The organism is Mycobacterium sp. RTGN6, assembly GCF_033804605.1.
Classification (GTDB): domain Bacteria; phylum Actinomycetota; class Actinomycetes; order Mycobacteriales; family Mycobacteriaceae; genus Mycobacterium.
Genome location: NZ_JAPZKZ010000001.1, coordinates 94,549 through 119,870, shown reverse-complemented (window position 1 = coordinate 119,870; position 25,322 = coordinate 94,549). Strand labels below are relative to the sequence as shown.

At 69.3% G+C, this 25,322-nt stretch carries 14 protein-coding genes; 1 reads left to right on the top strand and 13 read right to left on the bottom strand.

Annotated features, from left to right (window positions below):
- Positions 1-2: 2 nt before the first annotated feature.
- The 4 genes from SLQ33_RS00515 to hrcA all read right to left on the bottom strand — a co-directional run bounded on the left by SLQ33_RS00515 (position 3) and on the right by hrcA (position 4,125).
- The gene (locus SLQ33_RS00515) at positions 3-1,037 is read right to left on the bottom strand and encodes a PhoH family protein (RefSeq protein WP_319451828.1); all 1,035 of its coding nucleotides are present in this window, start codon (positions 1,035-1,037) and stop codon (positions 3-5) included.
- A 100-nt stretch (positions 1,038-1,137) separates the two neighbouring features.
- Positions 1,138-1,887 (bottom strand): 16S rRNA (uracil(1498)-N(3))-methyltransferase, encoded by a 750-nt coding sequence (locus tag SLQ33_RS00510; RefSeq protein WP_319451827.1) that lies wholly within the window; start codon positions 1,885-1,887, stop codon positions 1,138-1,140.
- A gap of 6 nt (positions 1,888-1,893) precedes the next feature.
- The gene (dnaJ, locus tag SLQ33_RS00505) at positions 1,894-3,036 is read right to left on the bottom strand and encodes a molecular chaperone DnaJ (RefSeq protein WP_319451826.1); all 1,143 of its coding nucleotides are present in this window, start codon (positions 3,034-3,036) and stop codon (positions 1,894-1,896) included.
- Positions 3,037-3,093: 57 nt separating this feature from the next.
- Entirely contained in the window at positions 3,094-4,125 is a 1,032-nt protein-coding gene (hrcA, locus tag SLQ33_RS00500; RefSeq protein ID WP_319451825.1) for a heat-inducible transcriptional repressor HrcA, read from the bottom strand.
- A gap of 170 nt (positions 4,126-4,295) precedes the next feature.
- Between hrcA and SLQ33_RS00495 the strand changes: the two genes are divergently transcribed.
- Entirely contained in the window at positions 4,296-4,610 is a 315-nt protein-coding gene (locus SLQ33_RS00495) for a type II toxin-antitoxin system VapB family antitoxin (protein ID WP_319451824.1), read from the top strand.
- Here SLQ33_RS00495 and SLQ33_RS00490 read toward each other — a convergent pair.
- The 9 genes from SLQ33_RS00490 to SLQ33_RS00450 form a co-directional block, all read right to left on the bottom strand.
- Complete coding sequence (locus tag SLQ33_RS00490; RefSeq protein WP_319451823.1) at positions 4,607-5,296, bottom strand: DUF998 domain-containing protein; 690 nt, start codon at positions 5,294-5,296, stop codon at positions 4,607-4,609. The genes SLQ33_RS00495 and SLQ33_RS00490 overlap by 4 nt on opposite strands.
- A gap of 132 nt (positions 5,297-5,428) precedes the next feature.
- A complete protein-coding gene (locus SLQ33_RS00485; RefSeq protein ID WP_319451822.1) occupies positions 5,429-5,647 on the bottom strand; it encodes an MbtH family protein in 219 nt (72 codons plus the stop codon).
- Positions 5,625-6,917, bottom strand: a complete 1,293-nt coding sequence (gene mbtG, locus SLQ33_RS00480; RefSeq protein WP_319451821.1) for an NADPH-dependent L-lysine N(6)-monooxygenase MbtG — start codon at positions 6,915-6,917, stop codon at positions 5,625-5,627. The genes SLQ33_RS00485 and mbtG overlap by 23 nt, the downstream gene beginning before the upstream one ends.
- A complete protein-coding gene (locus SLQ33_RS00475; RefSeq protein WP_319451820.1) occupies positions 6,914-11,290 on the bottom strand; it encodes an amino acid adenylation domain-containing protein in 4,377 nt (1,458 codons plus the stop codon). The genes mbtG and SLQ33_RS00475 overlap by 4 nt, the downstream gene beginning before the upstream one ends.
- A complete protein-coding gene (locus SLQ33_RS00470; protein ID WP_319451819.1) occupies positions 11,287-16,734 on the bottom strand; it encodes a non-ribosomal peptide synthetase in 5,448 nt (1,815 codons plus the stop codon). The genes SLQ33_RS00475 and SLQ33_RS00470 overlap by 4 nt, the downstream gene beginning before the upstream one ends.
- Complete coding sequence (mbtD, locus tag SLQ33_RS00465) at positions 16,727-19,735, bottom strand: mycobactin polyketide synthase MbtD (protein ID WP_319451818.1); 3,009 nt, start codon at positions 19,733-19,735, stop codon at positions 16,727-16,729. The genes SLQ33_RS00470 and mbtD overlap by 8 nt, the downstream gene beginning before the upstream one ends.
- On the bottom strand, positions 19,735-21,060 hold the full coding sequence (locus SLQ33_RS00460; RefSeq protein WP_319451817.1) for a polyketide synthase: 1,326 nt from the start codon (positions 21,058-21,060) through the stop codon (positions 19,735-19,737). The genes mbtD and SLQ33_RS00460 overlap by 1 nt, the downstream gene beginning before the upstream one ends.
- Positions 21,050-21,811, bottom strand: coding sequence for a thioesterase II family protein (locus tag SLQ33_RS00455; protein ID WP_319451816.1), 762 nt, complete (start codon positions 21,809-21,811; stop codon positions 21,050-21,052). The genes SLQ33_RS00460 and SLQ33_RS00455 overlap by 11 nt, the downstream gene beginning before the upstream one ends.
- Positions 21,808-25,284: an amino acid adenylation domain-containing protein gene (locus tag SLQ33_RS00450; protein ID WP_319451815.1), complete on the bottom strand. Its 3,477-nt coding sequence runs from the start codon at positions 25,282-25,284 to the stop codon at positions 21,808-21,810. The genes SLQ33_RS00455 and SLQ33_RS00450 overlap by 4 nt, the downstream gene beginning before the upstream one ends.
- Positions 25,285-25,322: the final 38 nt, after the last annotated feature.

Here is a 25,322-nt window from a genome sequence, read left to right as displayed (position 1 = left end):
TGCTATGACCGTCGCGGTCGGCCGGGTGAGGCTCGGCGCTCGGCCCGGTTCATCGCCGTCGGTTCCTCGGATCTGGCGTAGGCGTCGACGATCTCGGACACCAACTTGTGTCGGACGACGTCGGCGCTGGTGAGCTCGGCGAAGTGGATGTCGTCGATGTCGCTGAGGACGCGCGCCGCCGCCCGCAGTCCGGACGTGGCACCCCCTGGCAGGTCGACCTGCGTGACGTCACCCGTCACGACGATCTTCGACCCAAAACCCAAGCGGGTCAGGAACATCTTCATCTGCTCGGCGGTGGAGTTCTGCGCCTCGTCGAGAATGATGAAGGCGTCATTGAGCGAGCGGCCCCGCATGAATGCCAGCGGCGCGACCTCAATGACCCCGGCGCTCATCAACTTTGGGATGAGCTCGGCATCCATCATGTCGTGCAGCGCGTCGTACAGCGGCCGCAGGTATGGGTCGATCTTCTCGTACAGCGTGCCGGGCAGGAACCCAAGGCGCTCACCGGCTTCCACCGCGGGGCGGGTCAGGATGATGCGCGACACCTGCTTGGTCTGCAGCGCGTTGACTGCCTTGGCCATCGCGAGATACGTCTTGCCGGTGCCCGCCGGGCCGATGCCGAACACGATGGTGTGCTTGTCGATGGCATCGACGTAGCGCTTCTGGTTCAGCGTCTTGGGCCGAATCGTCTTGCCGCGCCGCGAGAGAATGTCGAGCGTCAGCACCTCGGCGGGTGACTCGTCTCCGTCGCCGGTCAACATGGACACGCTCTGTCGGACGGTCTGGGGAGTAAGCGTCTGACCACCGTTGACGATGGCCACCAGCTCGGAGACGACGCGCTCGGCCAGCGCCACGTCGGCGGGATCGCCGGACAGCGTCACGGCGTTGCCGCGCACGTGCACGTCGGCGGTCAGGAGTCGTTCGAGCGCGCGCAGATTCTCGTCGGCGGAACCGAGCAGGCCCACCACGAGGTCGGGCGGAACATTGATGCTGCTGCGTACGGTCGACGCGGCGGCGCTTGTCTCGCGGGATGTCACGTGGAGGTCTGTGCCTGCTTCCTTTGTTCTAGCCGGTTGTGCTCGTCTGCCAGTTTACCGCCGACGACCGTCACGCCCCAATGGTTAACCCTGGCTCCGGCTACCGCCACCGCGGCGTCAACGCCCCCAGCGCACCCAGCGCGACGGCTGCGGCGGTCGACGTCCGCAGCACGCTCGGCCCCAACCGCACCGCCAGCGCCCCTGCGGTGCGCAAATCGGCGAGCTCGTCGTCGCTGATTCCACCCTCGGGTCCGACGATCACCATCAGCGAATCGGCCTGCCCGAGCGTGACGTCCGCCAGTGGCTCGGTGGCGGACTCGTGCAGGGCCAACACCACTCCCCCCGATGCCACGACAACCTCGACGCGCCCCACCAACTCAGGCGTGGACACCACCGCGCTGACCTCGGGAATGTACGGGCGTCGCGACTGCCGAGCCGCCGACCGGGCCACCGCACGCCAGCGTCGCAGCCCCTTGTCGATGCGATCAGCCCCGTCCCACCGGGCGACGCACCGCTCGGACTGCCACGCCAGGAACTCGTCGGCGCCGGCCTCGGTGGCCAATTCGACCGCCAACTCGGAGCGCTCGGACTTGGGCAGCGCCTGCACGACGGTGACGGGCGGCGTCGGCGTGGCGACCGTGCGCACGCTGTCGACCCGTGCCGACAACCTGCCCTTGACCGCGTCCTCAACGGTGCAGTGCGCAACCGTGCCAACACCATCGGAGAGGTCGAGCTCCTCGCCCGGCCGGATGCGCCGCACGTTGGAGGCGTGAAATCCCTCGTCACCGTCGACGACAGCCAACCCACCGACGGCAGGAAGCGCGTCGACGTAGAACAGAGCGCGACTCACGCGAACTCAGCGGCCGGTGAACGTCTCACGCAGGCGGCTGAACAACCCTCCACCCGACGCCGCGTTGGCCGACTTCACCTCGGCCGCGTCCCGGGTGCGGTGCTCCTTGAGCTTGTGCAAGATCTCGATGTCCTGGTGGTCGAGCCGGGCGGGCACGACGACCTCGACGTGGTGGTGCAGGTTGCCGCGCACCCCCGTCCGGACGTTCGGCATGCCGTGCCCACGCATCGAGATGACCGCACCGGGCTGCGTGCCCGCCGGAATGGTGACGTCCGTGGGACCGTCGAGGATCGCGTCCACGGTCACGGTGGTGCCCAACGCCGCGTCGACCATGGGCACCGAGATCGTGCAGTGAAGGTCGTCGTTGTCGCGGATGAACACGTCGTGCGGGCGTTCGTGGATCTCGACGTGAAGGTCTCCTGCCGGCCCACCACCGGGGCCGACCTCGCCTTGCGCGGCCAATCGGACCCGCATGCCGTCGCCGACGCCTGCCGGGATCTTGACGCTGACCTCGCGCCGGGCCCGGACGCGGCCGTCGCCGCCGCACCGGTGACACGGGTCGGGAATCACCTCGCCGACGCCTGCGCAGACCGGACACGGCCGCGACGTCAGCACCTGGCCGAGCAGCGACCGTTGCACCGACTGCACCTCGCCCTGGCCACCACAGGTGTCGCAGGTGACGGGCGTCGAGTTGCCATGCGTGCCCTTGCCATGGCACAGGTCGCAGAGGATGGCCGTGTCGACGGTGACCTGCTTGGCCACCCCGGTCGCACATTCGGCCAGGTCGAGCCGCAGCCTCAGCAGCGAGTCCGATCCGGGCCGGACCCGCCCGACCGGCCCGCGCGTACCCGCGCCGCCGCCGAAGAACGCCTCGAAGACGTCGCCGAGCCCACCGAATCCGCCGAACCCACCGCCAGCCGGACCGCCCGCGGTGGCCAGCGGGTCGCCGCCAAGGTCGACGATCCGGCGCTTCTCGGGATCGCTCAGTACCTCGTAGGCGGCGCTGATCTCCTTGAAACGCGCCTGGGCGCCCTCGTCGGGGTTGACGTCCGGGTGCAGCTCGCGAGCGAGCCTGCGATAGGCGCGCTTGATCTCCGAGTCACTCGCGCCCTTGCTCACCCCGAGCAGGCCGTAGTAGTCGCGTGCCACGCCTCAACCCTTCTCAATGCCTCTTCAAGCCGCTGTGGCGGCGGTTACTCGCACCCGTCAGCGGGTGCCCAAGACCTCGCCGATGTATAGAGCAACTGCGGCGACGTTAGCGATGGTTCCCGGATAGTCCATACGGGTGGGTCCCACCACACCCATCCCGCCGTAGACCTTGCCCGAACTGCCGTAGACGGTGCTCACCACCGACGTGCCCGCCATTTGCTCGGCCTCGGTTTCATGGCCGATGCGCACCGTGACCTTACCGGCCTGCTGCTGGGCGGCCAGCAGCTTGAGTACCACGACCTGCTCCTCGAGCGCCTCGAGCACCGAACGCAGCGAACCCCCGAAGTCCGCGGTGTTGCGGGTCAGGTTGGCGGTGCCACCGAGTAGCAGGCGTTCCTCGGTGTGGTCGACGAGCGTCTCCACCAGCACCGTCGCGGCCCTGCCGACGGCGTCCCCGAGCCCGCCCTCCCCGTTGAGCTGGACGGCCAGGTCAGACACCGCGATGGTCGCCGCCGACAGCGGCTTGCCCTCAAGGGCCGAAGCGAGGCGGTCCCGCAGCTGGCCGAGTTGATGTTCGTCGAGGGCGTCGCCGAGTTCGACGATGCGCTGATCGACGCGGCCGGCGTCGGTGATGACGACCAGCAGCAGGCGCGCCGGCGTCATCGCGACCACCTCGAGGTGCCGCACCGAGGCCGACGACAGCGTCGGGTACTGGACGATCGCGACCTGCCTGGTGAGCTGCGCCAGCAGCCGCACCGCGCGCCGCAACACGTCGTCGAGGTCGACGCCGGACTCGAGGAAGGACAAGATGGCGCGGCGTTCGCTGGTCGACAGTGGCTTGACGTCGTCGAGCCGGTCGACGAACTCTCGGTAGCCCTTCTCGGTGGGCACGCGGCCCGAGCTGGTGTGCGGTTGGGCGATATAACCCTCCGCCTCGAGCACCGCCATGTCGTTGCGCACGGTGGCGCTGGACACGCCGAGGTTGTGCCGCTCGACGAGCGCCTTGCTGCCGATGGGCTCCTTGGTGGTCACGAAGTCGGCGACGATAGCGCGCAGCACTTCGAACCGACGGTCGTCGGCACTACTCATCGTTCACCTCCATTCGCACCCATTTTACGGTTACCAGCTGCGCCGACACCGACCCAGCACGCCGGGCGGCGCGCTGACCCGATGGTGAGGACAACGTGCCGATGTGGGATTAACCTCATTGACATGCCCAAACCGAGGTTTCGGGGGACTGAATCAGCGAAGCGGCGCCAGTGATCTTCAAGGGTGTTCGTGACGGCAAACCGTATCCCGACCACGGCCTTTCCTATCGGCAGTGGGCGCAGATCCCGCCTCGGCAAATTCGGCTCGACGAGTTGGTGACGACGACGACCGTGCTGGCGCTGGACCGACTGCTCTCGGAGGACTCCACCTTCTACGGCGATCTGTTCCCCCACGCGGTGCGCTGGGAAGGCATCGTCTATCTCGAGGACGGGCTGCACCGCGCCGTCCGGGCCGCGCTGCGCAACCGCACCGTGCTGCACGCGCGGGTGTTCGACATGGACCGGCCGCTGGCCGAGCAGACTTAGTCGCTGCCGTCCCCCACCGCGAGCGTGCCTGGCGGTAGCCGACGTGCTGGTGTCGAGTTGGAATTTGCTCGCGGTCGCGATCGCGCGGTGCTGGCTCGACGACAGACCGCGTACGCGGTGAGCGTCTGCCAGACGAGGATCGGGTAGATGCCGCCGCGTTCCCAGAGTCCGATCGGCAGCGCGTGTACTGCCAGCATCGTGCCGCTGAACAGGCCGGTGGCGCCGAGCGCGACCGACGCCAGCATGTATGTCGTGGAGGCAATCTCACGCCAGAGCACCAGCGTGCCTGTGAGGATCGCGGCGCTGCCGCCGGCAATCGCCAACACCGCCCCGGCCAGATGCCAATCCGAACCGATTCCTGCGGGGATGACACCGACGAGTACGTTGCCCACACCGGTGAGCGTCGCGAACACGAGGAACGGCAACGACTTTCGGACCCCAGTTCGGCTCATCACCAACATCGCGGCCGCCGGGAAGAACAGCCCTTGCACGACGAACGCGGCGTTCATCAGCGCAGCTCGCGGCGACACGTAAGGGGCGCCGAGCACGCTGACGTAGTCGACGACGTAGTCGTAGCCAGGGAGGGCCGCGGCGGCGATCGCCTCCGCGACGAAGTACCAGACCGCTGCGACGACCCACAGCGTCGCACCGGCCGCCACGGCACGACTAGTTGACGAGCCCCCCACGGGTGTCAACGCTAGAGCAGCGCGCTACGTCGCGCAGCAAATTAGCGCAGCCGTCAGCGATGCGAGATCGACGCTGCTGCGAGCACTACTCGAACTTCCCCGCGCTAACGCCAATCTCGCAAAGCAAAGGGGCTAGGCATCGCCAGCCATCGCGTCGCGCAGGCTCTTCGGCCGCAGGTCGGTCCAGTTCTCCTCGACGTATGCGAGGCAGTCGGCGCGCGTGCTCTCACCGAAGACCACCCGCCACTGCGCGGGTACCTCGGCGAACGTCGGCCACAGGCTGTGCTGCTCTTCGTCGTTCACCAGCACGTAAAAGGTGCCCGCCTCGTCATCGAACGGATTGTTGCTCATCGACTCTCCTCGTCGCGTCGTGGAACAGCTCGGCGCCCAACACCCGGTCCGACAGCATGCCGAGGCAGCTGAGGTTCGGAAAGCCCGGGCCCTGCGTGAGCCCGGACAGGCCGGGCAGGAACAACTTCGGGTACACGTCGGTGAGCGCCAGGTCGTGGCCGATGGCGTCCTGCAACGCGTCGGCGGTCAGCTGGCACCCGAGCCCGAGCTCCAGCAGGTCCAGCGTGTCCTGAGTGAACAACGACACGAACCACATCGCGTCGGCGCCCGACCCATCGATGACCAGGTCGAAGCCGTGCACGGTCTCGATGGCTTCCCCGCTCTGATTGGTGCTGAGCGTCAACCTAATTCGGTCGTCGCGGGCCACGGCGTGTGCGACCCGGCCTCGCAGGTGCCGGATGCGGTCATCGGCCAGCAGCGCGTCCTGGACCCGTGCGGAGAACACCCCGCGGTCGGTGCGGGCCAGCGCGTCGCGGCGCTCGGCGTACGTGAGGCTGGTCCATCCGGTGGGGTCGGAGAACAGGGTGTTCTCGAAGAAGCTCTCGCCGCGGGTGAACAGCGTGACCGACGGCGAGATCACGGTGATCGTCGAAACCCGATGGCGGAAGAGCTCGTTCAGCATCGACGCGGCGGTCTCCCCGCCACCGATGACGGCGACGCGTTCGGCGTCGATGCGGTCGTGCTGGGCCGCCCGGTGCCAGAACTGCGCGATCGACATCACCCGCGGGTTGCCAGGCAGCACCGATCGCTCCGCCTGCCCGGGTCCGGTGATCATCAGCGCGTCGGCGTGCACCGTGGTCTCCGCCGTGACCAGTGCCCACCGGTCGCCGGCCATCGCGATCTGCTCGACGTCACCCTGCACGACGTTCATCCCGACGTGCCCGGCCACCCACCGCAGGTACTGGCTCCAACGGCGGTGTGTGGGAGCCGGTTTGCCGCGGTCGACCCACTCGGCGAACTGACCGGTCGAGATCAGGAAGGCCTGCCAGCTGTGCCGGGTCATCCGCTCGTCGAGCTCCGCATTGCGGCGCGGCACCAGCGACGAACGGTAGGGAAAGCCGACGTCCTTCTCGGGACTGGTGCCCAACTGGTGGCGCCCATCGGTCCATCCGCCGCCCGCCTGCCAGTTGGCGGCCACGCCGGACCGTTCGACGGCAACGACGTCCGGTGCCGCAACGCCCATCTCGCGCAGCTCGGCCGCCTTCGCCGCCACGGCGATGCCCTTGGCACCCGCACCGATGACGGCAAGGGTCGGGGTCGTTGGTGTCATTGGATTACCTCTCGCAAAGCGTCCGACCACATCGCCGCAAGCGTGGCGACGTCATCGGCGGACAGGATGTCGGGCAGTGCACGCCACTGGACGCCGAGTACCGGCCGTCCGTCACGTTCGAGCACCGCGATCATCAACGTGAGTTCGTGGCGGACCGCCAGATTGGGTTCCGGCAGGCGTGCCGCGTCGGTGAGCAGCGTCCGGTCCGACTGCAGCGCGTCGCCGGCCGCGTCGCGGTGGAACCGACCCAGGTAGTTGAGCAGCACCTGTGGGTCGCGATGTGCGGCCAGCCGTTCAGCGGTATCGGGCCGCAGGTGACGCAGCAGCCCGTAGTCGATGCCGTCACCAGGGATCGCCGCGAGTTGGTCGACCACACCCGCGGCGTCCGCGGCATCGATCCGCATCGGGTAGATGGCGCTCAGCAGTCCCACGGTGTCCCCGGTGTCGAGCTCGTGAGCGTCGTCGCCCATTCCGGCGGACACCGTCGCGTCGGCCCGCCCGTGCGTCTCGAGCGCGAGCAGCGGCGCCGGCGTCTCCTGCCCGCGATGCCGGCGCCACGTCGTGATCGCACGCGCCGTCGCCGCCACCAGCACCTCGGTGACCGGGACCGGCCCTGCGAGCACCTTGGCGGTCAGCTCGGGATCGGCGAGGGACAAGGTCACCACCACGTCGCCCATCCGGTCGGTGTCCGGGCGGATGCGCCTAGTCCCGAGCTCCGGGTCGGCGCCTTCGAGTTGACGCTCCCAGAAGTCACACGTGTCGAGCTTGAGCGCACGGTCGGCGAGCAGCCGAGCCCACATGCGCAATGAGGTGTGCTCGCGCGCGGGGGTGGGCGCCCGCCCCGCCGCCACGGCGTGCCACGCGGTTTCCAGTTCGCCCAACACGATTCGCCACGACGACGGATCCACCGCCAGTACGTGCGGGGTCAGTAGCAGGACGTCGGCCGTCCCGTCGGACGCTCGCAGCCACACCGCGTCGAGCATCACGCCGCGTTCCGGATCGAGCCGGTCCACCGCAAGGCTGGTCTGCTCGACCACCGCCGCTCGCATGTCCCCGGTGACCGTCACCTCGCTCAGCACGTCGACGATGGGGTGGGCGACGAGCGTCATGGTGTCGCGGTCCAGCCGACTGCGCAGCACGGCGTGGCCATCGATGACGCTGCGAAGCATGGCCTCGAGCGCATCGCGGGTGACGCCCCGCGGTAGCCGGATCGCCTCGGTCTGCGCAAGCCGGCGGGGGTCGCCGTATTGAAACAACCAGTGCGCATTGGGAAGTAACGGGATGGGCTCGCCGTCGTCCTCTGCGTCACGCAGGTGCACGTCGACGTCCGCGTCGATGGCCGCAGCGAGCTCGCGAACGGTGGTGCAGTCCAACATCAGTCGCGCCCGCAGCGATACTCCGCGCCGACGCACGGCCTGTACCACCGACAGCGCGACGATGCTGTCCAGTCCAAGGTCGAGGAAGTCGGCGGTGACGTCGACGCCCTTGGCGTCGAGCACCTCGGCCAGCACGTCGGCGATCACCGCCTCGGTATCGGTCGCAGGTGCCTGCGCCGCATCGGTCTCGGCACCCGCGTCCACGGCGGCCAGTGCGGCGTCGTCAACCTTGCCGTTCGTGTTCAGCGGAATCTCGGCGACGACGACGATGTGGTGGGGCACCAGGTATCTCGGCAGGGTCGCGGTCAGCATGCGGCGCAGCTCGGTGACCGTCGCGGTGGTCGCCACGTAGGCGGTGAGCCGCGGGCCGCTGCGGTGCCGCCGCACGGCCACGTGTGCGCCCCGCACGCCGGGATGGCGGTGCAGGGCGGCGGCCACCTCGGCGGGTTCCACCCGGAAGCCGCGAATCTTCACTTGATCGTCGCTGCGGCCCAGGAACTGGATGGCGCCGGTTCTGGTCCGGCGCACCACGTCACCGGTGCGGTACATGCGCCAGCCCGCCGCGAACGGGTCGGCGACGAATCTGCCCGACGTCTCCCCTGGTCGGCCGAGGTAGCCGCGCGTGAGTTGCCCTCCGGTCAGGTACAACTCGCCCGCGACGCCGTCGGGCACCGGGCGCAGCCACGCGTCGAGGACGTAGGCCGTCGTCGAGTCGGTGGGTGCTCCGATGCACGGCTGGTCGTGCCGGTCGATCGCGGCGACGACGGCCTCGACGGTGGTCTCGGTGGGGCCGTAGCAATTGTGGGCGGTCATGCCGGTGCGCGCGCATTCGTCGCGAATGGCCCGCCACGCGGCGGCGTCGATGGCCTCCCCGCCCAGTGCCAGCACGGCCAGCGGCACCGTGGAAAGCAGGCCGGCCGACTGCAATTGGGTGAACATCGACGGTGTGGTGTCGATCAGGTCCACACCGTGCCTGCTGATCACCTCGACCAGCGCCTCCGCGTCGCGCTGGACGTCGTCGCCGACGATGTGCACGGCGTGCCCGTCGAGGAGTGCGACGAGCGGCTGCCAGGCCGCGTCGAACGTGAACGACCATGCGTGCGCCACGCACAGCGGCCGGCCGAGTCGCGTCGCCGCGGGACGCAGCACGTTTCGGGCGTGATCGGCCCCGTACGCCAGGAGCGCGTCGTGAGTTCCGATGACGCCCTTCGGCTTTCCAGTGGTCCCTGAGGTGAAGACGACGTACGCGCCTTGGCCCGGGCGTACGTCGGCGGGCCGGTAGTCGGGCTCGGGTTCGTCGGCCGCCGACGCCAGCAGGGCTTCGTCGACGACGAACGTCGCGGAGGTCTGCCGGACGATCTCGGCGACGCGTTCGGCCGGCATCGCGGGATCCAGCGGCACGATCAGCCCGCCCGCCTTGAGCACGGCGAGCATCGCGATGACGTAGTCGGGACCGCGACGAAGCCGGATCGGCACCGGGGTCTCGGCCCGCACGCCACGCCGCAGTAGTGCGGCCGCAAGCCGGTCGGCGGCGTCATCGAGTCCCCGGTAGCTGAGTTCGCCTCCGTCCCAGCTCAGCGCGATCGCGTCCGGATGCTCTGTCGCGAGCTGGTGAAAGGCGGTGTGGAAGCCACCCGTTCGCGACGTGGTATTGGTTGGAGCGGTAGACGAGAGTTCGCCGTCGAGGGTGATCGCGACGTCCCTCAACGGCCGATCCCACGATTGCAGGAGCCGCTCGACGACGGCCAACACCCGTTGCGCGAGCTCGTGTTCGTCGAGCATGCCAAGCGCCCCGTCGAGCGTCTCCACCAGGACGGTGAGCCTGCCGTGCGTCGGGTGCGCGGCGATGGTGACGGGAAAGTGCGAGAGGCTCTCCAGCGCAGCCGGTTTGAGCACCGCACCGTCGAGCGCGAATTCGTCGCTTCCGACGAGCCCGCCTGGCGGGAAGTTCTCGTACACCAGCAGCGAGTCGTAGAGCTCGCCGATTCCGCCGACAGCACGGAGCTCGGTGTGGCTCAGGTAGCTGTGGTCGCGAAGCTCGGCCGCTTCCCGTTGCAGCGCAAGGCATTGCCGACCGACTCGGCCGACCGGGTCGAGTCGGATCCGCAGTGGAACGGTGTTGATGAAGAGGCCGACCATGGTTTCCACGCCGGACAACTCGTCCGGGCGGCCGGAGACGGTCACCCCGAACACCACGTCGGCACGGTCGGTCAGGGCCGAGAGGATCATCGCCCAGGCCATCTGGAACAACGTGTTGATGGTGACGCCACGCACCCGCGCCGAATCGAATAGCGCTGCGGTGGCCTGCTCGTCGAGCACCAGCTCGGTGCGCGCGGGAAGGCCCGGATCCGGCTGGCGTCCCGTCAGCGCCGGGGACAGCAGCGTCGGACCGTCCAAGCCAGCGAGGTGCGTCTGCCAGCGTTCCCGGCTGGCCTCGGCGTCCCGACCGCCAAGCCACCCGATGTAGTCGCGGTACGGGCGCGGCGCGGGTGGCAGCGCGGTGACGTCCCCCCGGAGCCGGTACAGGACCAGGAGCTCGCCGACGAAGACCGGCAGGGACCATCCGTCGATCGCGATGTGGTGAGCCACGACGACGAGCCGCCAATGTGCGTCCGGTTTCTCGATGAGGAGAAAGCGCAGTACCGGCCCGCGGGCGAGGTCGAACCGTCGCCGCCGCTCGCCGGCCTCCAGCGCGACGGCCTCTTCGGCGGACGCCGTCACGTGCCGCCACGGCAGGTCGACGGCCGTCGGGACGACCGCCACCGGGCGGGGAAGGTTGCCCTGAAAGAAGCTGGCGCGCAGGTTCGGATGGCGCACCAGCATCTTCTCCGCGCACGCGCGCAGCAGTGCGGCATCGAGGTCGCCCACGACGTCGGCGGCCATCGCGATGACGTACGGATCGGCCCCGTCGCCGTCGCTCAGGCCCGCCATGGAGTACAGCCCCAGTTGCAGGGGGCTGAGCGCCATGACGTCTTCGACGCCTGCGGGTGCGGTCATGGTGTCCCGTCGTGGGTGGCCGCCCAGCCTGCGGTCAACGAGGCCAAGTCGTCGGCCGACAGCCCGGACGCGGACATTGGTGCGTGGTGCTCGGTTCCGGACGCGGACTGGGCTGCCGAACCGCTTTCGTCGATCGCGGTGGCGAGTTCGGCGATCACCGGGTGCTCGAACACCATCCGCGCGGTCAGCGCCAGTCCGGTGTCGCGGGCGCGGGCAGCCAGCTGCACGGCGAGGATGCTGTCACCCCCGAGGGTGAAGAATTCGTCGTTGCGGCCGACCTCGGGGACGCTGAGCAGGTCGGTCAGCAGCAAGGCCAGGGCGCGTTCGGTGTCCGTGCGAGCCGGCTCGTTGGGTCCGCTCACTTGCACTGTCGGCCTGGTGAACTCGCTTCTGTCGAGCGTCGCCACGATGCTGATGGCCGCTGGGGCGACGTCGGCGGGCAGCGCCGCCCGCACTCGCTCTACGAACGCCTCCGCGTGGTCGACTGCCCGGTCCGGGACGACGTAGCCGGCCAGGATCGTGCTGCCGCGTCCCGCCCAGTTCCTGGTGGCCGCCGCCGCGACCCCGTCGACGGCCTCCAAGGCGGCCTGCAGCCGGTGATCGCCGGACTCCACGACGTCGAGCCTGCCGTCGTCGGTCCAGCGCGCCCGGTCACCGGTGCGGTAGAGCCAGGCGTCGGCGGCCGCGGAGTCCGAGAAGGGATTCGGGACGAATCTGGTTGCGGAGGCGGTATTCGCGGCGCGCTGTGCGCCGTCCACCGCCCCGCCGGCGTAGTAGACGTCGCCGATGACGCCGATCGCCGTCGGCTCCAGCCATTCGTCGAGAACGTACACGGCCGTGGCGCCCTGGGTCTGCGGCAACCCCGCGGGCGGCACTGCGGTTCGGCTCCACTGTTCGACGAGCTTGCTGCGTTCGTCCGGTTCAATGACCGCGATGTCGCGCAGCGTCTGGTCGGCGTTGGCGGCGAAGGCGTCGACCACCCGGTGCAGCCAGGAGACCAAGCGCTGCGCTGTGGCCCGCTCGTAGAGTTCGGTGCGGTAGATGATCGAGCCCTGGTAGCCACCGTCCTCACCAGAGCCGTTGCCTGCGAAGAAGTTCAGCGACAGATCGGCGTGTGCGACGTCGAACGTCGGCTCGAGGGCGGTGAATCGGGTATCGCCTTCGGGGCCGGAGTCGATGACCTGATCGGCGGGCAATTCCTCACGCACGTGCACCACGACGCCGAACAGCGGGTTGCGTGACAGCGAGCGAACGGGGCTGACGGCGTCGACGACCCGGTCGAACGGCAGGTCCTGATGCGCGTACGCCTCGAGCGCCATTTCCCTGGACCGGCGCAGGACTTCGCGCAGGGTCGGGTTGCCCGAAAGGTCGTTGCGCAGCACCACGATGTTGATCAGGAAGCCGATCAGCTGGTCGAGCTCCGGAAGCGTACGCCCGGCGACCGGGGTGCCCAACGGGATGTCGGTGCCCTCGCCGGCCTGATGCAACGCGACGGCGACGGCCGCCTGCAGCAGCATGAACTCGGTAACGCCGAGCTCGCGCGTGAGCTCGACGAGCTTGGCGCGGGTGGGGCCTGCGATGGTGAAGTCAAGCGCCGCCCCCTCGCCGGTGGGCACGGGTGGCCGCGGGAAGTCCGGACGCAGCCCGTTCTCCTCGGGCAAGCCGGCCAATTGCCGCTTCCAGTAGTCTCGTTGGGCCACCAGGGCGTCGCCCTCATCGGACAGCAGCTTGGCCTGCCAGTCCGCGAAGTCGGCGTACTGCACCTCCAGGGGCGGCAGCGCACCGGACCGGCCCGCCCGCCTGGCGTGGTACGCGGAGAGCACGTCGGTGAACAACACGCCCGCCGACCAATGGTCGGCCGCGATATGGTGCACCACCAGCGATAGCACCTGATGCTCGGGCGTGGACAGCACCGCGGCGCGTATCGGCCAGTCCCGTTCCAGGTCGAAGCAGTATCGGCGCTCGGCGTCGAGCTCGGACTGCAGCCACTCGTCGCCGTCGCCGCGCGCCCGGCGCACGACGAGCGGTGCGGCAGGGTTGACGAGCTGGTATGGCGCACCGTCGATTTCGGTGTAGGTGGTGCGCAGGATCTCGTGGCGCGCGACTACGTCGTTGATCGCGCCGACGAACGCATCGACGTCGGTGGGTCCGGTCAGCCGTGCCGCGAAGGGGATGTTGTTGACCGGCGCGGGCCCATCGATGCGGAACTGGAACCATTGCCGCAGCTGTGCGGCCGACATCTGCAGCGGACCCTCGTGGCTCACCGGGACGATGCCGGGTCGGGCCGACGTCGCACCCGACGCGGCGAGCTCGTCGACGCGCGCCGCCAGGTCGGACACCGTGGCGAGCTCGAAGATGTCCTGAACGCCGATGTCGACCCCGCACCGCGACCGGACGGCCGCCACCAGCTTGGTCGCCAGCAAGGAATGTCCACCGAGCTCGAAGAACGAGTCGTCGGCGCCGACCTCCGGCCGGTCCAGCAACTCGGCGAACAGCTCGGCGAGCTGGCGCTCCGTTTCGGTGGCCGGCTCGCGGAACTCGCTGGCCGACTTGAGCTCTGGTTCCGGTAGCGCTCGTCGATCGATCTTGCCGTGCGTCGTGATCGGGATCTCGTCGAGCGCCACGTAGGCGGACGGGATCATGTACTCCGGCAGGGCCGCCGCGACGCGGGCGCGGATTCTGTCGAGTTCGACGGTCTCGACCGCGCTCGCGGGCGTCACGTACGCGACGAGGCTCTTGCCGAGCGTCGGCAGGTCACTGACGACCACCACGGCCTGGCCGACCGATGGATCCACCGAGATGGCCGCGGCCACTTCACCGAGTTCGATGCGGAACCCGCGCACCTTGACCTGTTCGTCGGCGCGCCCGACGAACTCGATGTCGCCGTCGGCGTTGCGTCGGGCAAGATCGCCGGACCGGTACATCGTGCCGCCCGGGTTGAACGGATCGGCGACGAAGCGTTCCGCCGTCAGGCCCGCCCTGCGGTGGTAGCCGTGCGCGACGTGCGTTCCGCCGATGTAGATCTCGCCGATCACTCCGACCGGGACCGACTGCAAGGCGTCGTCGAGTAGGTGCAGTGCCGTGTTGATCTTCGGTGTCCCGATGGGGACGATGCGGGCACCCTGCTTGCCCTCGACCTTGAACCGGGTGCAGTTGAGCACGGTCTCCGTCGGGCCGTAGAAGTTGTGCAGCAGGGCGTCGAAGGTGGCGTGAAACTTGTCGGCGAGTTCACCGGGGAGCGCCTCGCCGCCGATCGGGACGCGTTCCAACGTGCGCCACTGGTTCACGCCGGGTAGCGAGAGGAAGAGCCCGAGCAGTGACGGTACGAAGTGCATCGACGTGATGCCTTCGTTCCGAAGAAGATCCGTCAGATAGCCGATGTCGCCAAGGCCACCCGGACGCGGGATCACCAACCGTGCGCCCGCGGCGAGCATGCCGAAGATCTCGCCAATCGACACGTCGAAGCTCTGCGAGGCCACCTGGAGGAGGCGATCGTTGTTCGTGACCTGATACTCGTCGCCGAACCACACGAAGTACTCGGCGATCGGCCGATGAGCGACCGGCACGCCCTTGGGCTGCCCCGTCGAGCCCGACGTGTAGATCAGGTAGGCGGTGTTCTCGGGTCGCAGCGGACGAACCCGGTCCGCGTCGCTCGGATCGTCCGACCGGTAGCCGTCCAGCCCGGTAACCGGCTCGCGGAGCACCACCTTGGGGTCGGAGTCGCCCAAGATGTACGCCAGTCGATCCTCCGGATAGGTCGGATCGACCGGCAGATACACGGCCCCGGCCTTGACGATGCCGAGTGCGGTGATCACCAGTTCCGGTGACTTTTCGAGCAGGACGGCCACCCGGTCTTCGGTGCCGATCCCCTGCTCGATCAACCAGTGCGCCAAGCGGTTCGCGGATTCGTTGACTTCGCGGTAGCTGTAGTGCCTGCCCTCGTAGACGACGGCGGTCGCGTCGGGGGTGCGCGCCGCCTGCTCGGAGACCAGCGCGGTGAGTGTCGTTGCCGGAGTGTCGAACTGCTCGCCATGCGACACCCGGCGCATCCACTCCGCGTCGGCGGCGGAGTACAGCCCGAGCCGGAACAGTGGGACGTCGGGTTCGGCCAACGCGTTGTCCAACAGCACCGAGAAGTGCTCGAGCAGCTGTCTGGCCAGGTCGACGTCGATGACCTCCGTCAGGTGCTCGGCCTCGACGACGGCCCCGGTACCACCAGTCGAATCGAACTCGACCATGAAACCCAGTGGCAGCTGGGTGTGGTGACCGCGCAGCTCCGCGCGTTCGGAGCGCACGCCGGCCGGGCGGAAGCCGCCGCCGTCCGGTTCACGGAAGCCGAAGCTCACCCTTGTCATGCGTTCGGCGCCATGCCGCCGATCGGGGTTGAGCTCGCGCACCACCCGGTCCAGGTTGATCCGCTGATGGGCGAACGCGCCGAGGGCGGTGTCACGCGCCGCCGCGATCAACTCGCGGAAGCAGCGCGAGCCTTGCGGACGGAGCCGCATCGCGACGGTGTTGCCGTAGTAGCCGATGACGTCGTCGACGCCCCGGTTGAGCACCGGGGTGGCGACCAGGAAGTCGTCGGTGTGCGTGTAGCGGTTGATGAGCGCGCCGAATGCCGCCAGCAGCACCATGTACGGCGAGGAGCCGGTCTCCCGGGCCAACTCCGTCACGCGTTCCACGGTCCGTGGGGTCAGCGTCACCGACCTGCGCTGCGACCGGAAGCTGGTGGGAATCGCCGACCCCGACGGACCCGGAAGCTCCAGTGGCTCAGGCGGATCCGCCAGCACCTCCCGCCAGTAGGCCAGGTCCTCACCAACGGTGTCTGCGGCGACTGCGGGCGCCGGTGCGGGCGGAAGCTGCTCGCCGGCATATGCGCGAGTGAGGTCGGCGAAGAACACTCGCCACGACCCGTCATCCCATGCGACGTGGTGTGCGACGAAGAGCATCACGTGCTCGGCTGGACCCGTCCTGATCAGGGTGATGCGCAGCGGAGCCTCGGCGGCCAGGTCGAATGCGGTGCCGAACTCCCGTTGGGCCAGCACCTCGAGCCGCAGCTTGCGGGCGCGCTCGGACAACTCGGACAGATCGGTCCCGGTCCACGACGGGAACAGCTCGTCGTGCACCGTCGCGCGGGGTTCGCCGTGTTCGTCGGCGGAGTAGGTCGTCCGCAGGATCGGATGGCGTTGGGCGACGGCGTTGACCGCGTCGTGCAGCCGGGCGCCGTCGAGTGCACCGGTCAAGCGGTACGACAGGCAGACGTTGAGCAGTACGCCGCTGGGGTCGAGCGTCTGGACGAACCACATCCGTCGCTGGCCGTCGGTGAGCGCGCTTGTGTCCGCATAGGCCGTTGGGTCTGCGGCCAATCCGCGCTCTGCGAGCCTGCGTCGCATCAACTCCAGACGAGCATCGTTGGTCCGGGTGTGGTCGGCAATGTCAGTCACGCGAAAGTGCCCTATTCTCTGGGTTTTCCAGATGTCGAATCAACTCGGTGGCCGTCACGCCGCCGAGGATGGTCGCCAGCGGAACGTTCTGTCCCGTGGTCTTCTTGAGCTTCTTGCGGAGGTCGAGTGCCAGCAGCGAGTCCACGCCGAGGTCGATCAGCGACCCGTCGAGGTCCAGTCCCACGGTGTCGGCAAGCTTCAGCACGGCGCCCAACGCGGCGCGGACGGCGGTCGCGGCGTCCAGTTCGGTCGTGTCGACGTCGGGCTCGACGACGACGGCACTCGGATGGTCGGCGTCGGACGCGTCGGCGCCGCCGAGGAACAGTCGCAACCGTTCGGCGTCGGCCGAGAACACCAGTGGGTCCGCCGCGTAGTCGCGCAGGCTGGCCTCGACGGCTTGTTCGCCGGGCATGCTCGTCAGGCCGGATCGCTCGACTCGGGCGACCTCGTCCTGTTCGAGGATCCCCGCGCCCTGCCACAGCCCCCAGCGCACCGACGTGCAGCGTCGGCCCCGCGCTCGCTGCTGTGCCGCCATCACGTCGAGCAGCCGGTTGGAGGCCGAGTACGCCGCGTGGCCCTGCCCGCCCCACAGTCCGGACACCGACGAGCACAACATGATTCGCGCGTCCGCCCGCATCGGCCACAATGTGGTCAAGTGCTCCAGCCCGACCAGCTTGGCCGAGCAGGTCTCCCGAATGGCCGCCGAAGTCAGCTCGCGCGCGGCAATCATGGTGGCCGTCCCGGCGGCGTGAATCACCAAAGTCGCTCCGGAACCCGAGAATTCGGCTGCAGTTACCGCCACCGCAGCGGCGTCGGTGACGTCGCAGCGCGGAGCGAGCACGTCGACACCGCGCGCCGAGTTGAGTTCGTCGAGCGCAGCGGCGTCCACCCCACCGCGGCTCAACAGCACGATCCGGCGGGCCCCGTGTTCGGCGAGGTAGCGCGCGTAGTGCAAACCCACCGCGCCGGAGCCCCCGGTGATGACCACCTCGTCGAAGATGCCCGACTCGGGCCGCCACGACGGCTCGAGCGCCTGCTGGTCGGAGCTGGTTCTGCGGTAGAGCGTTGGCGCCGTGCCCGTTTCCCTGAGCGCAATATCCTCCGTCGCGCCGAGCAGGACGGCCACGGCCACGTCGGCGGTAGCGTCCCCCATCCCCTGCGTCGGCAGGTCGAGCTGGCGGAAACTCTGCTCGGGGTGCTCGAGGCCGACGCTGCGATGCATGGCGGCCAGCCCGGCCGCAACGGACCGCGGGGTCGGATCGGTGGCGACCCGTTCGCCGCCTGCCGTGACGAGCCAGACGTCGCGGGTCCGTGCGGTGACGGCGCCGGCGTAGTCGAGCAGCCCTTCGTCGACGAGGCGACCGAGTTCGTCGGCCGCCGCGACCACGTCGGGCTGATCGAGTTCCGGCGCGACGACGATCAACAGATCGGCGTCGGACGGCTGGGTCATCGCGACGCCGTGGTGCCGGTCCAGGGCGGAACGGAGTGCGTCGACGACACGGCCGCCCGCGTCCTGCCCGATCACCGCGGCGCGGCGGGGCCCGACGGGACTGGGCATCGTTCGCACGACGTCCCACCGTTCGACGGCGACCGTCAGCCCGGCGATGGGGGGAAGCCGTTCCGACCGCGCCCAGTGGTGCTCGGCCCGCATCGGCGCGAAGGGGAAGTCGCGCAGCGGCTTCCGCGACTCGTCGGACGCGTCCGCCCACCGGTGGCCGGGGTCGGCCAGCGCGACGGAGACGAGGTTGGCGGACAGCCGGTCGGTGAGCGGCTCGTCGCGACGGCCAGAACCGACCATCGCGGCCGACCCACCGGCCAGTTCCGGAGCGTCCTCGAGCACGTCGCCCATTGCGAACAACAGCGCCGGGTGCGCAGACAGTTCCACGAAGATTCGGGCGCCGTGTCCAACTGCCGCCAACACGGCGCGGTCGAACCGGACCGTGCTGCGCAGATTCGTGTACCAGTAGTCGGCGAAGTCCGTGCCTGCAGGCACGACGTCAGCGGTGGTTGTGCCGATGAACTGCACTGGCGTGTCGACGAACTCGCCACGCGGTAGCAGGGCGTCGAGCTCCGGCCGCACCGCGTCCAACGCGGTGGTGTGCGCCGGAAACCACATCTCGATCTCCTTGGCGAACGACCCACGCTTCGTGACGGCCCGCACCGCCGCGGCGACGGCCTCGGTATCCCCCGAAACGGCAACGGAGGACGGTGAATTCACCACGGACAGTTCCAACCAGCCCGGCGTTTCCGAGATCACGGCCTGCGCTTGGTCGGGGGTGATCCCGAGCACCGCGACTCGGTACGGCCCGGTGAGTCCGTCCAGCACCGTGGCGCGCGCAATGACGATCGCGACCGCTTCGCGCAGCGTGATGGCGCCCCCGACGTACGCGGCCCCGATCTCGCCGAGGCTGTGCCCGACCGTGACGTCCGGCAGCACGCCGTAGGACCGCCAGACCCTGGCCAGCGCCACCCCGTGCACGAATTGCGCACCCTGGATCTGGAGCTGGGAGAAGTCGTTCGTCTGCGCGCCTGCGCCCGGGTCGACCAGCAGGTAGTCCAGTGGCGACGGGGCGCCCGCGGCGGCGAAGGCCGAAGCGCACTGGTCCACCTCGGCGCGGTACTCGGGCAGCCGGCTGTAGGCCTCGACGCCCATGGACGGCCACTGACTGCCCTGACCCGGGAAGACGAATGCGATGCGAGGCGCGGGCTGCGACGAGCCAGGAGACGTTGCGGCCAGGGTCACCAGCGGGTGCTCAACGCCTTCGGCGAGTGCGCGCAGCCCGTCGGTGAGCTCGGTTCGGTCGGCGGCCCGTACCACCGCCCGGTGGCGGCGCACCCGCCGCGTGCGTCGCAGCGTAGCCGCCACGTCGGACACGTCGACCAGCTCGGGCCGCCGCTGCAGATAGTCCAGGATGGCCGCTGCGTCCTCGCCGACGAGCTCTTCGGCGTGTGCGCTCAGCAGGACCGGGGTACGCCCGTCGGGCGGTGTGACGGGCGACATCAGGCGGCCGCCCCGTCGGCGCGGTCAGGGACGGCGACGATCGCATGTGCGTTGGTTCCGCTCATGCCGAAGGCCGACACCGCGGCGATCCGCTGACCGCCGACCGCGGGCCACGGGCTCGACTCGGTGGCCAAGCGCAATCCCTGAGCATCCCAGTCGATTTCGCGACTCGCGGCTTCGGCGTGCAGGCTGGCGGGCACCGTCGCGTGTTCGGCGGCCAGGAGCACCTTGGCCAGTCCCAGTCCCCCTGCGGCGGCCTGCGCGTGTCCGACGTTGGACTTGACCGAGCCGAGCACTGCGCCTGCACCAGGGGACGTCGCACCGTAGGTCTGTGCCAGCGACCGAAGCTCGGTGCGGTCTCCGAGTCGCGTCGCGGTGCCGTGCCCCTCGATCATGCCGACCTGTTCGGGGCGCACCCCCGCCGCGGCGATGGCCTTCTGGAACAGGCGCGTCTGTGCGGTTTCGCTCGGCGCGGTGAGCCCGACGGTGCGCCCATCCTGGTTCACGCAAGTGGCCCGGATCTCCGCGAGCACGTGCCTGCCGTCGGCCAATGCCCGAGACTTGCGCTGCAGCAGGAACATCGCCGCACCCTCGGCCCAGACGGTGCCGCTCGCGTTTGCGCTGTAGGGCCTGCAGTGACCGTCGTCGGAAAGGGCGTGCTGCTTGGAGAATTCGACGAAGTAGCCGGGCGTGCCCATCACGCACACGCCGCCGGTCAGCGCCATGTCGCAGTCCCCGGTGCGCACCGCCTGCGCCGCGACGTGGAAGGCCGCAAGCGCCGACGAGCACGACGTGTCGATGGTGAGCGCGGGCCCGGCGAGGTCCAGCGTGTAGGCGATCCGCCCGGAGATGACGCCGAGCGACGTGCCCGTGATCAGATGGCCACTGTGGTGCGAGAATTCGGACAATTCGGGCCCGTACTCCAGCCCCGACGCTCCGACGTAGCACCCCACGTCGTGCCCGGCGACGTCGTCGGGATTGATGCCGCTGTGCTCCAGCGTCCGCCACGCCAGGCGCAATGCGATCCGCTGCTGCGGGTCCATCGCGACCGCCTCGCGCGGTGAGATGCCGAAGAACGCCGGGTCGAAGGTCGCTGCGGTGGAGAGGAAACCGCCCAGGTCGTGAATGCGCTTGAACCCGTCGCGGCGCGATCCGTCGAACAGATCCCTCACCGGCCAGCCGCGGTCGGTGGGGAAATGGCCCAACGCCTCCCGCTGCTCGGACAGCAGGGTCCAGTAGGCGTCGGCGGTGTCGATGCCGCCGGGCGCTTCGAGTGCCATCCCGACGATCACGACGGGATCGGTGGCGAACTCGTTAGAAGGCATTGATCAACTCCGCGACGTCCGCTCCTGCGTCGTTGACGTAGAAGTGGCCACCGTCGAACATCGAGACGGTGAACGCGCCGGTGGTGTGAGTTTCCCAGCGACGCAACATGTCCTCGCTGATCCGGTGGTCGCGCTCACCGCCGAGCGTGTGGATGTCGGCGTTGATGCGAACGACGGCATCGCACGCGTACCGGTTGAATGCCGCATAGTCGGCGCGCACCGCCATGAGCAGGAGTTCGACGAAGTCGTCGTCGTCGAGCAGCCGGGCATCGGTGCCGCCGAGATCGACCAGTTCGGCGAGGATCTCCGCTTGCGCCATCGGCAGTTTCGGCGACGCCGCGACGGCCGACGGTGCCTCACTGGCCGACACCCACAGCGCTCCGACGTCGGCACCGTGTCGTTCGGCGACCCGCGCGAACTCGAACGCCACCACCGCGCCCATGCAGTGCCCGAACAGGTGCAGCGGACCGAGCCCAGCCCAGTCGCCCGCCGCGAATAGCTCCTCGGCCAACGCCTCCACGGACGCCGGTGCCGGATGCGTCAGCCGGTCACCGCGTTGCGGATACTGCATGACATACGCGTCTGATCCGGCCGCGGCCAGCGCGGTACCCAAGGCACGGTAGGCCAGCGCCGCACCTCCGGCGTGCGGGAATACCAGTGTCGCGCGGGCACTTTCCCGCCCATCCGCACTGGGGTACCGCTTGATCCACGGCTTGAACGCGAATTGGGCGTCGGGCCGGATGCCACTCACGACGTCGCGGCGGTGTCGAGCGCGGACTCGACGTCGGCGTCATCCATGTGCGCGATGTCCAGGTACAGCTCGGCCACCTGCTCGAGGCGGTCGCTTCCTGGCTCGCGCGCCGACAGCCGGTTCGCGAGCAGCGCGACGGTCCTGGCGGCGAAGACGTCGGGCACCATGACGGTTGGCGTGTCCAGCCAGTCGCGGACGCGGGCCACGGCCATGGTGGCCATCACCGAATCCCCTCCCAGCGAGAAGAAGTCGTCGTCGACGCCGACGTCGGCACGGCCGAGCACGTCGCCGAGAATGGCGGCCAGTGCCGACTCGAGGTGCGTGCTCGGTGCGCGGTAGCCGCTGCCTGCGGCGAGCTCTGCATCGGCCAGCCGCAGCGCGACTGCCTTGCGGTCGATCTTTCCGCCCAACGTGAACGGAATCCGGTCGGTCACCACGAACAGTGTCGGGATCATGTGCGGCGGAACGATGTCGGCCATCGCCGTTGCGACGGCGGCGGTGTCCAGCCCGGAGTCGTCGATTCGGACGAGCGCGCCCAGCACGTCGCGGCCACCGTCCACCGGGACCACCGCGGCAACCGCTGCTCCGACTCCGGAGACTCGCCGCAGCGCCGCCTCGACCTCGCCGAGTTCGATGCGATACCCGCTGAGCTTGACGCGGTGGTCGACGCGTCCGATGAATTCCAGTGTGCCGTCGGGCCAGTAGCGTGCGAGGTCGCCCGATCGGTACCACGTCCGGCCGTCGTGCGCGACGAACTTCGCTGCGGTCAGATCGGGCCTGCCGCGATAGCCGCGCGCGATGCCGCGGCCGGAGAACCAGAGTTCTCCTGGGACCCAGTCGGGGCAGTCCTCGCCGGTGGCGCTGACCACTCGGCATGCGTTGTTCGGGAACGGCACGCCGTAGGGAATCGATGCCCAGTTCGGTTGCGGCTCTTCGACCACTTCGAAAAGTGTTCCGTGGATGGCGGTTTCGGTGGCCCCGCCGAGCCCGGCGAAGCGCCCCTGGGGCGAACGCTTGCGCAGTGCGCGGGCCAGTTCCGGCCTCACCCAGTCCCCGCCCGTGAGCACCACCCGCAGCGAGTCCAACGAGCCGCCCACGTCAACCAGCATCTCCAGCCAGCCCGGAAGGAAGTTGACCACCGTGACCCGGTGCTCGTCGATGAGCCGGGCCCAGGTATCGGGGTCGCGGCGGTGTTCCTCGTCGACCACGACGATCGCTCCGCCGACGCGCAGCGTGCCGAATACGTCGGGAACCGACATGTCGGACTCCAGGTGTGACAGCGCCAACGCGCGGTCCCCTGGCCCGATGTCGAAGTGACGGTAGAGGAACTCGAGGGTGTTCATCACGGCATCGTGAGTGAGCTCGACGCCCTTGGGTTCGCCCGTGGACCCGGACGTGAACAGCACGTACGCGAGGTCGTTGGGAGTCACCGCGGTGGGCTCGAATTGTGCTGGGTCCCCGATGATCTCGGCGTCGTGCACGGTGAGCGCAGGCACCGGGACGTCCGGCATGTCGCGGCCGGTGACGAGCGCGAACTCGACGCCCCCGGTGTCCAGGATGCGCGCTGCCCGGTCGGCGGGCTGGTCCACGCCTATCGGGAGGTACGCCGCGCCGACGGTGAGGATGGCCAACAGCGCCGGGATCTGCTCGGCGTTCTTGGGGCCCATGACGGCGACGACGTCACCGTGGCCGACGCCCCTGGATTGCAGCGCGGTGGCGACCGAGAGCACCTTGTCCTTCAGTTCGGCGTAGGTCAGGGTCTCCGTGCTGCCGATGACTGCGGTGGCCTCTGGCGCGCGGTGTGCGTTGCGGAAGAACCCGTCGACCAGGTTGTCCCCGCTCGGCGGGGCGGTCGACGCGTTGGCGGCCGCGCGTACCTCGCCCTGCGCGGCGGTGATGAATGGCGCCCGCCGGGCGTCCCACGCGGCCTCGTCGACGGCGAGGCGACGCAGTTCGGCGACGTGGCGCTCGAACATCGCGTCGATAACGCCCGCCGGGAAGGCCTCCTCGCGGACGTCCCAGTTGACCAGGACGCCGCCGTCGAATTCGGTGACCTGGGCGTCGAGCAGTACCTGCGGGCCTTGGGAGTTGATCCACACCGCCGTGCCGAACGCGGCGTTCACGGTAGGGGCGAACAACTCGCCGAGGCCGAGCGCGCTGGTGTAGACGACGGGCGCGAGCACCTGCGCGCCGCGGTGACGGGCGAGATCGCGCAGGACGGACAGCCCCGGATAGGAGGCGTGTGCGGCCGCCGCGTGCAACGTGGCCTGCACGGCCCGCGAACGTTCGGTGGCGGTGTGGGCCTGAGCGAGGTCCACGTCGAGCAGCAGGGACGACGTGAAATCGCCGACCAGCCCGTCGACGTCTGGGTGGTGTTGTTCGCGGCCGAACATCGGCACGTTGAGCAGGAACCGGGGCTCTGCCGACCAACCGGCCAACGCATCGGAGAACGACGCCGCCAGCGCCATCGCCGGCGTCACGCCGCGTCGTCGGGCGGCCGCGAACAATGCGTCGCGAGTCTCGGGAGCGAGCCAGTGCCATCTGCGGGTGGTTCGGCGCGGATCCGCCTGCTCGGTCTCGGCGACGAGCGGCAGCCGCGGCGGATCGGGTAGCTCGGGGATGCGCTCGCTCCACCACTGCCTGTCCGCCTCGACGGAAGCGGCCGGCTCGCTCGAGGCCGTCCGGTATTGGCGGTAGGTGTAGCCGAGCGGTGCGAGGTGTTCGCCGCGGTACAGGCTGGCCAGGTCGGCCATGATGTTGCGGTAGCTCATCGCATCGGCGGCCTGCATGTCGAGGTCGACGTGCAACCGGGTGCGATCGCCTGGCAATCGCGACAGCGCGAGTTCGAACACGGCCCCGGTCAGTTGCTGATGCGACTTCTCCCGTCGGATGGCGGCCAGTCGCGTCTCGACGTCGTCGGCGGCCACGCCGCGCAGATCTTCGACGACCACCGGAAACCCCTGCGGCTGAGCGCCGATGCGTTGCGTGCCGTCGGGTAGGAACTCCACCCGCAGCATCGGGTGGCGTTCCGCGAGTGCCGTGGCGGCCTGCCGCAACGCGTCCGGATCGATTGCGGCGCCGTCGAATTCGACGTACAGGTGGCCTGCGACCCCGCCGAGCCGCTGATCGCTTTCACGCCCCACCCACATCGCGTGCTGCATGGGCGCCAGCGGGAACGGCTCATCGCCGTCCGCGTCGAGCTGCACCGTCGCCACTGCGGCGGACGGTTCGTCGCCGGCCTCGACCGTCGCCACCAATTCGGACCAGGCCCGCACCGACGGATTGGCGGCCAGGGAGGCGAAGTCGACGTCGACGCCGCGTTTGCGCCACTTGCCGGCCAACGACATCATCCGGATCGAATCCAGCCCCTGACTGATGAGATCGGCTTCCGGGTCGACGTCGCCGGTGCTGATGCCGAGGAGTTCGGCGACCTCTTCACGGATGGTCGTCGAATTCACAGCAGCAACACCCATTTTGCGCCTCCTTCTGTTAGCAAAGGCTGCCCTAATTT

Bases quoted from the DNA above. Each gene is read 5' to 3' on its own strand.
- hrcA (WP_319451825.1), bottom strand. From the start codon at position 4,125: ATGAGTAGTGCCGACGACCGTCGGTTCGAAGTGCTGCGCGCTATCGTC.
- SLQ33_RS00485 (WP_319451822.1), bottom strand. From the start codon at position 5,647: ATGAGCAACAATCCGTTCGATGACGAGGCGGGCACCTTTTACGTGCTG.
- mbtG (WP_319451821.1), bottom strand. From the start codon at position 6,917: ATGACACCAACGACCCCGACCCTTGCCGTCATCGGTGCGGGTGCCAAG.
- SLQ33_RS00475 (WP_319451820.1), bottom strand. From the start codon at position 11,290: ATGACCGCACCCGCAGGCGTCGAAGACGTCATGGCGCTCAGCCCCCTG.
- mbtD (WP_319451818.1), bottom strand. From the start codon at position 19,735: ATGTCGCCCGTCACACCGCCCGACGGGCGTACCCCGGTCCTGCTGAGC.
- SLQ33_RS00460 (WP_319451817.1), bottom strand. From the start codon at position 21,060: ATGCCTTCTAACGAGTTCGCCACCGATCCCGTCGTGATCGTCGGGATG.
- SLQ33_RS00450 (WP_319451815.1), bottom strand. From the start codon at position 25,284: ATGGGTGTTGCTGCTGTGAATTCGACGACCATCCGTGAAGAGGTCGCC.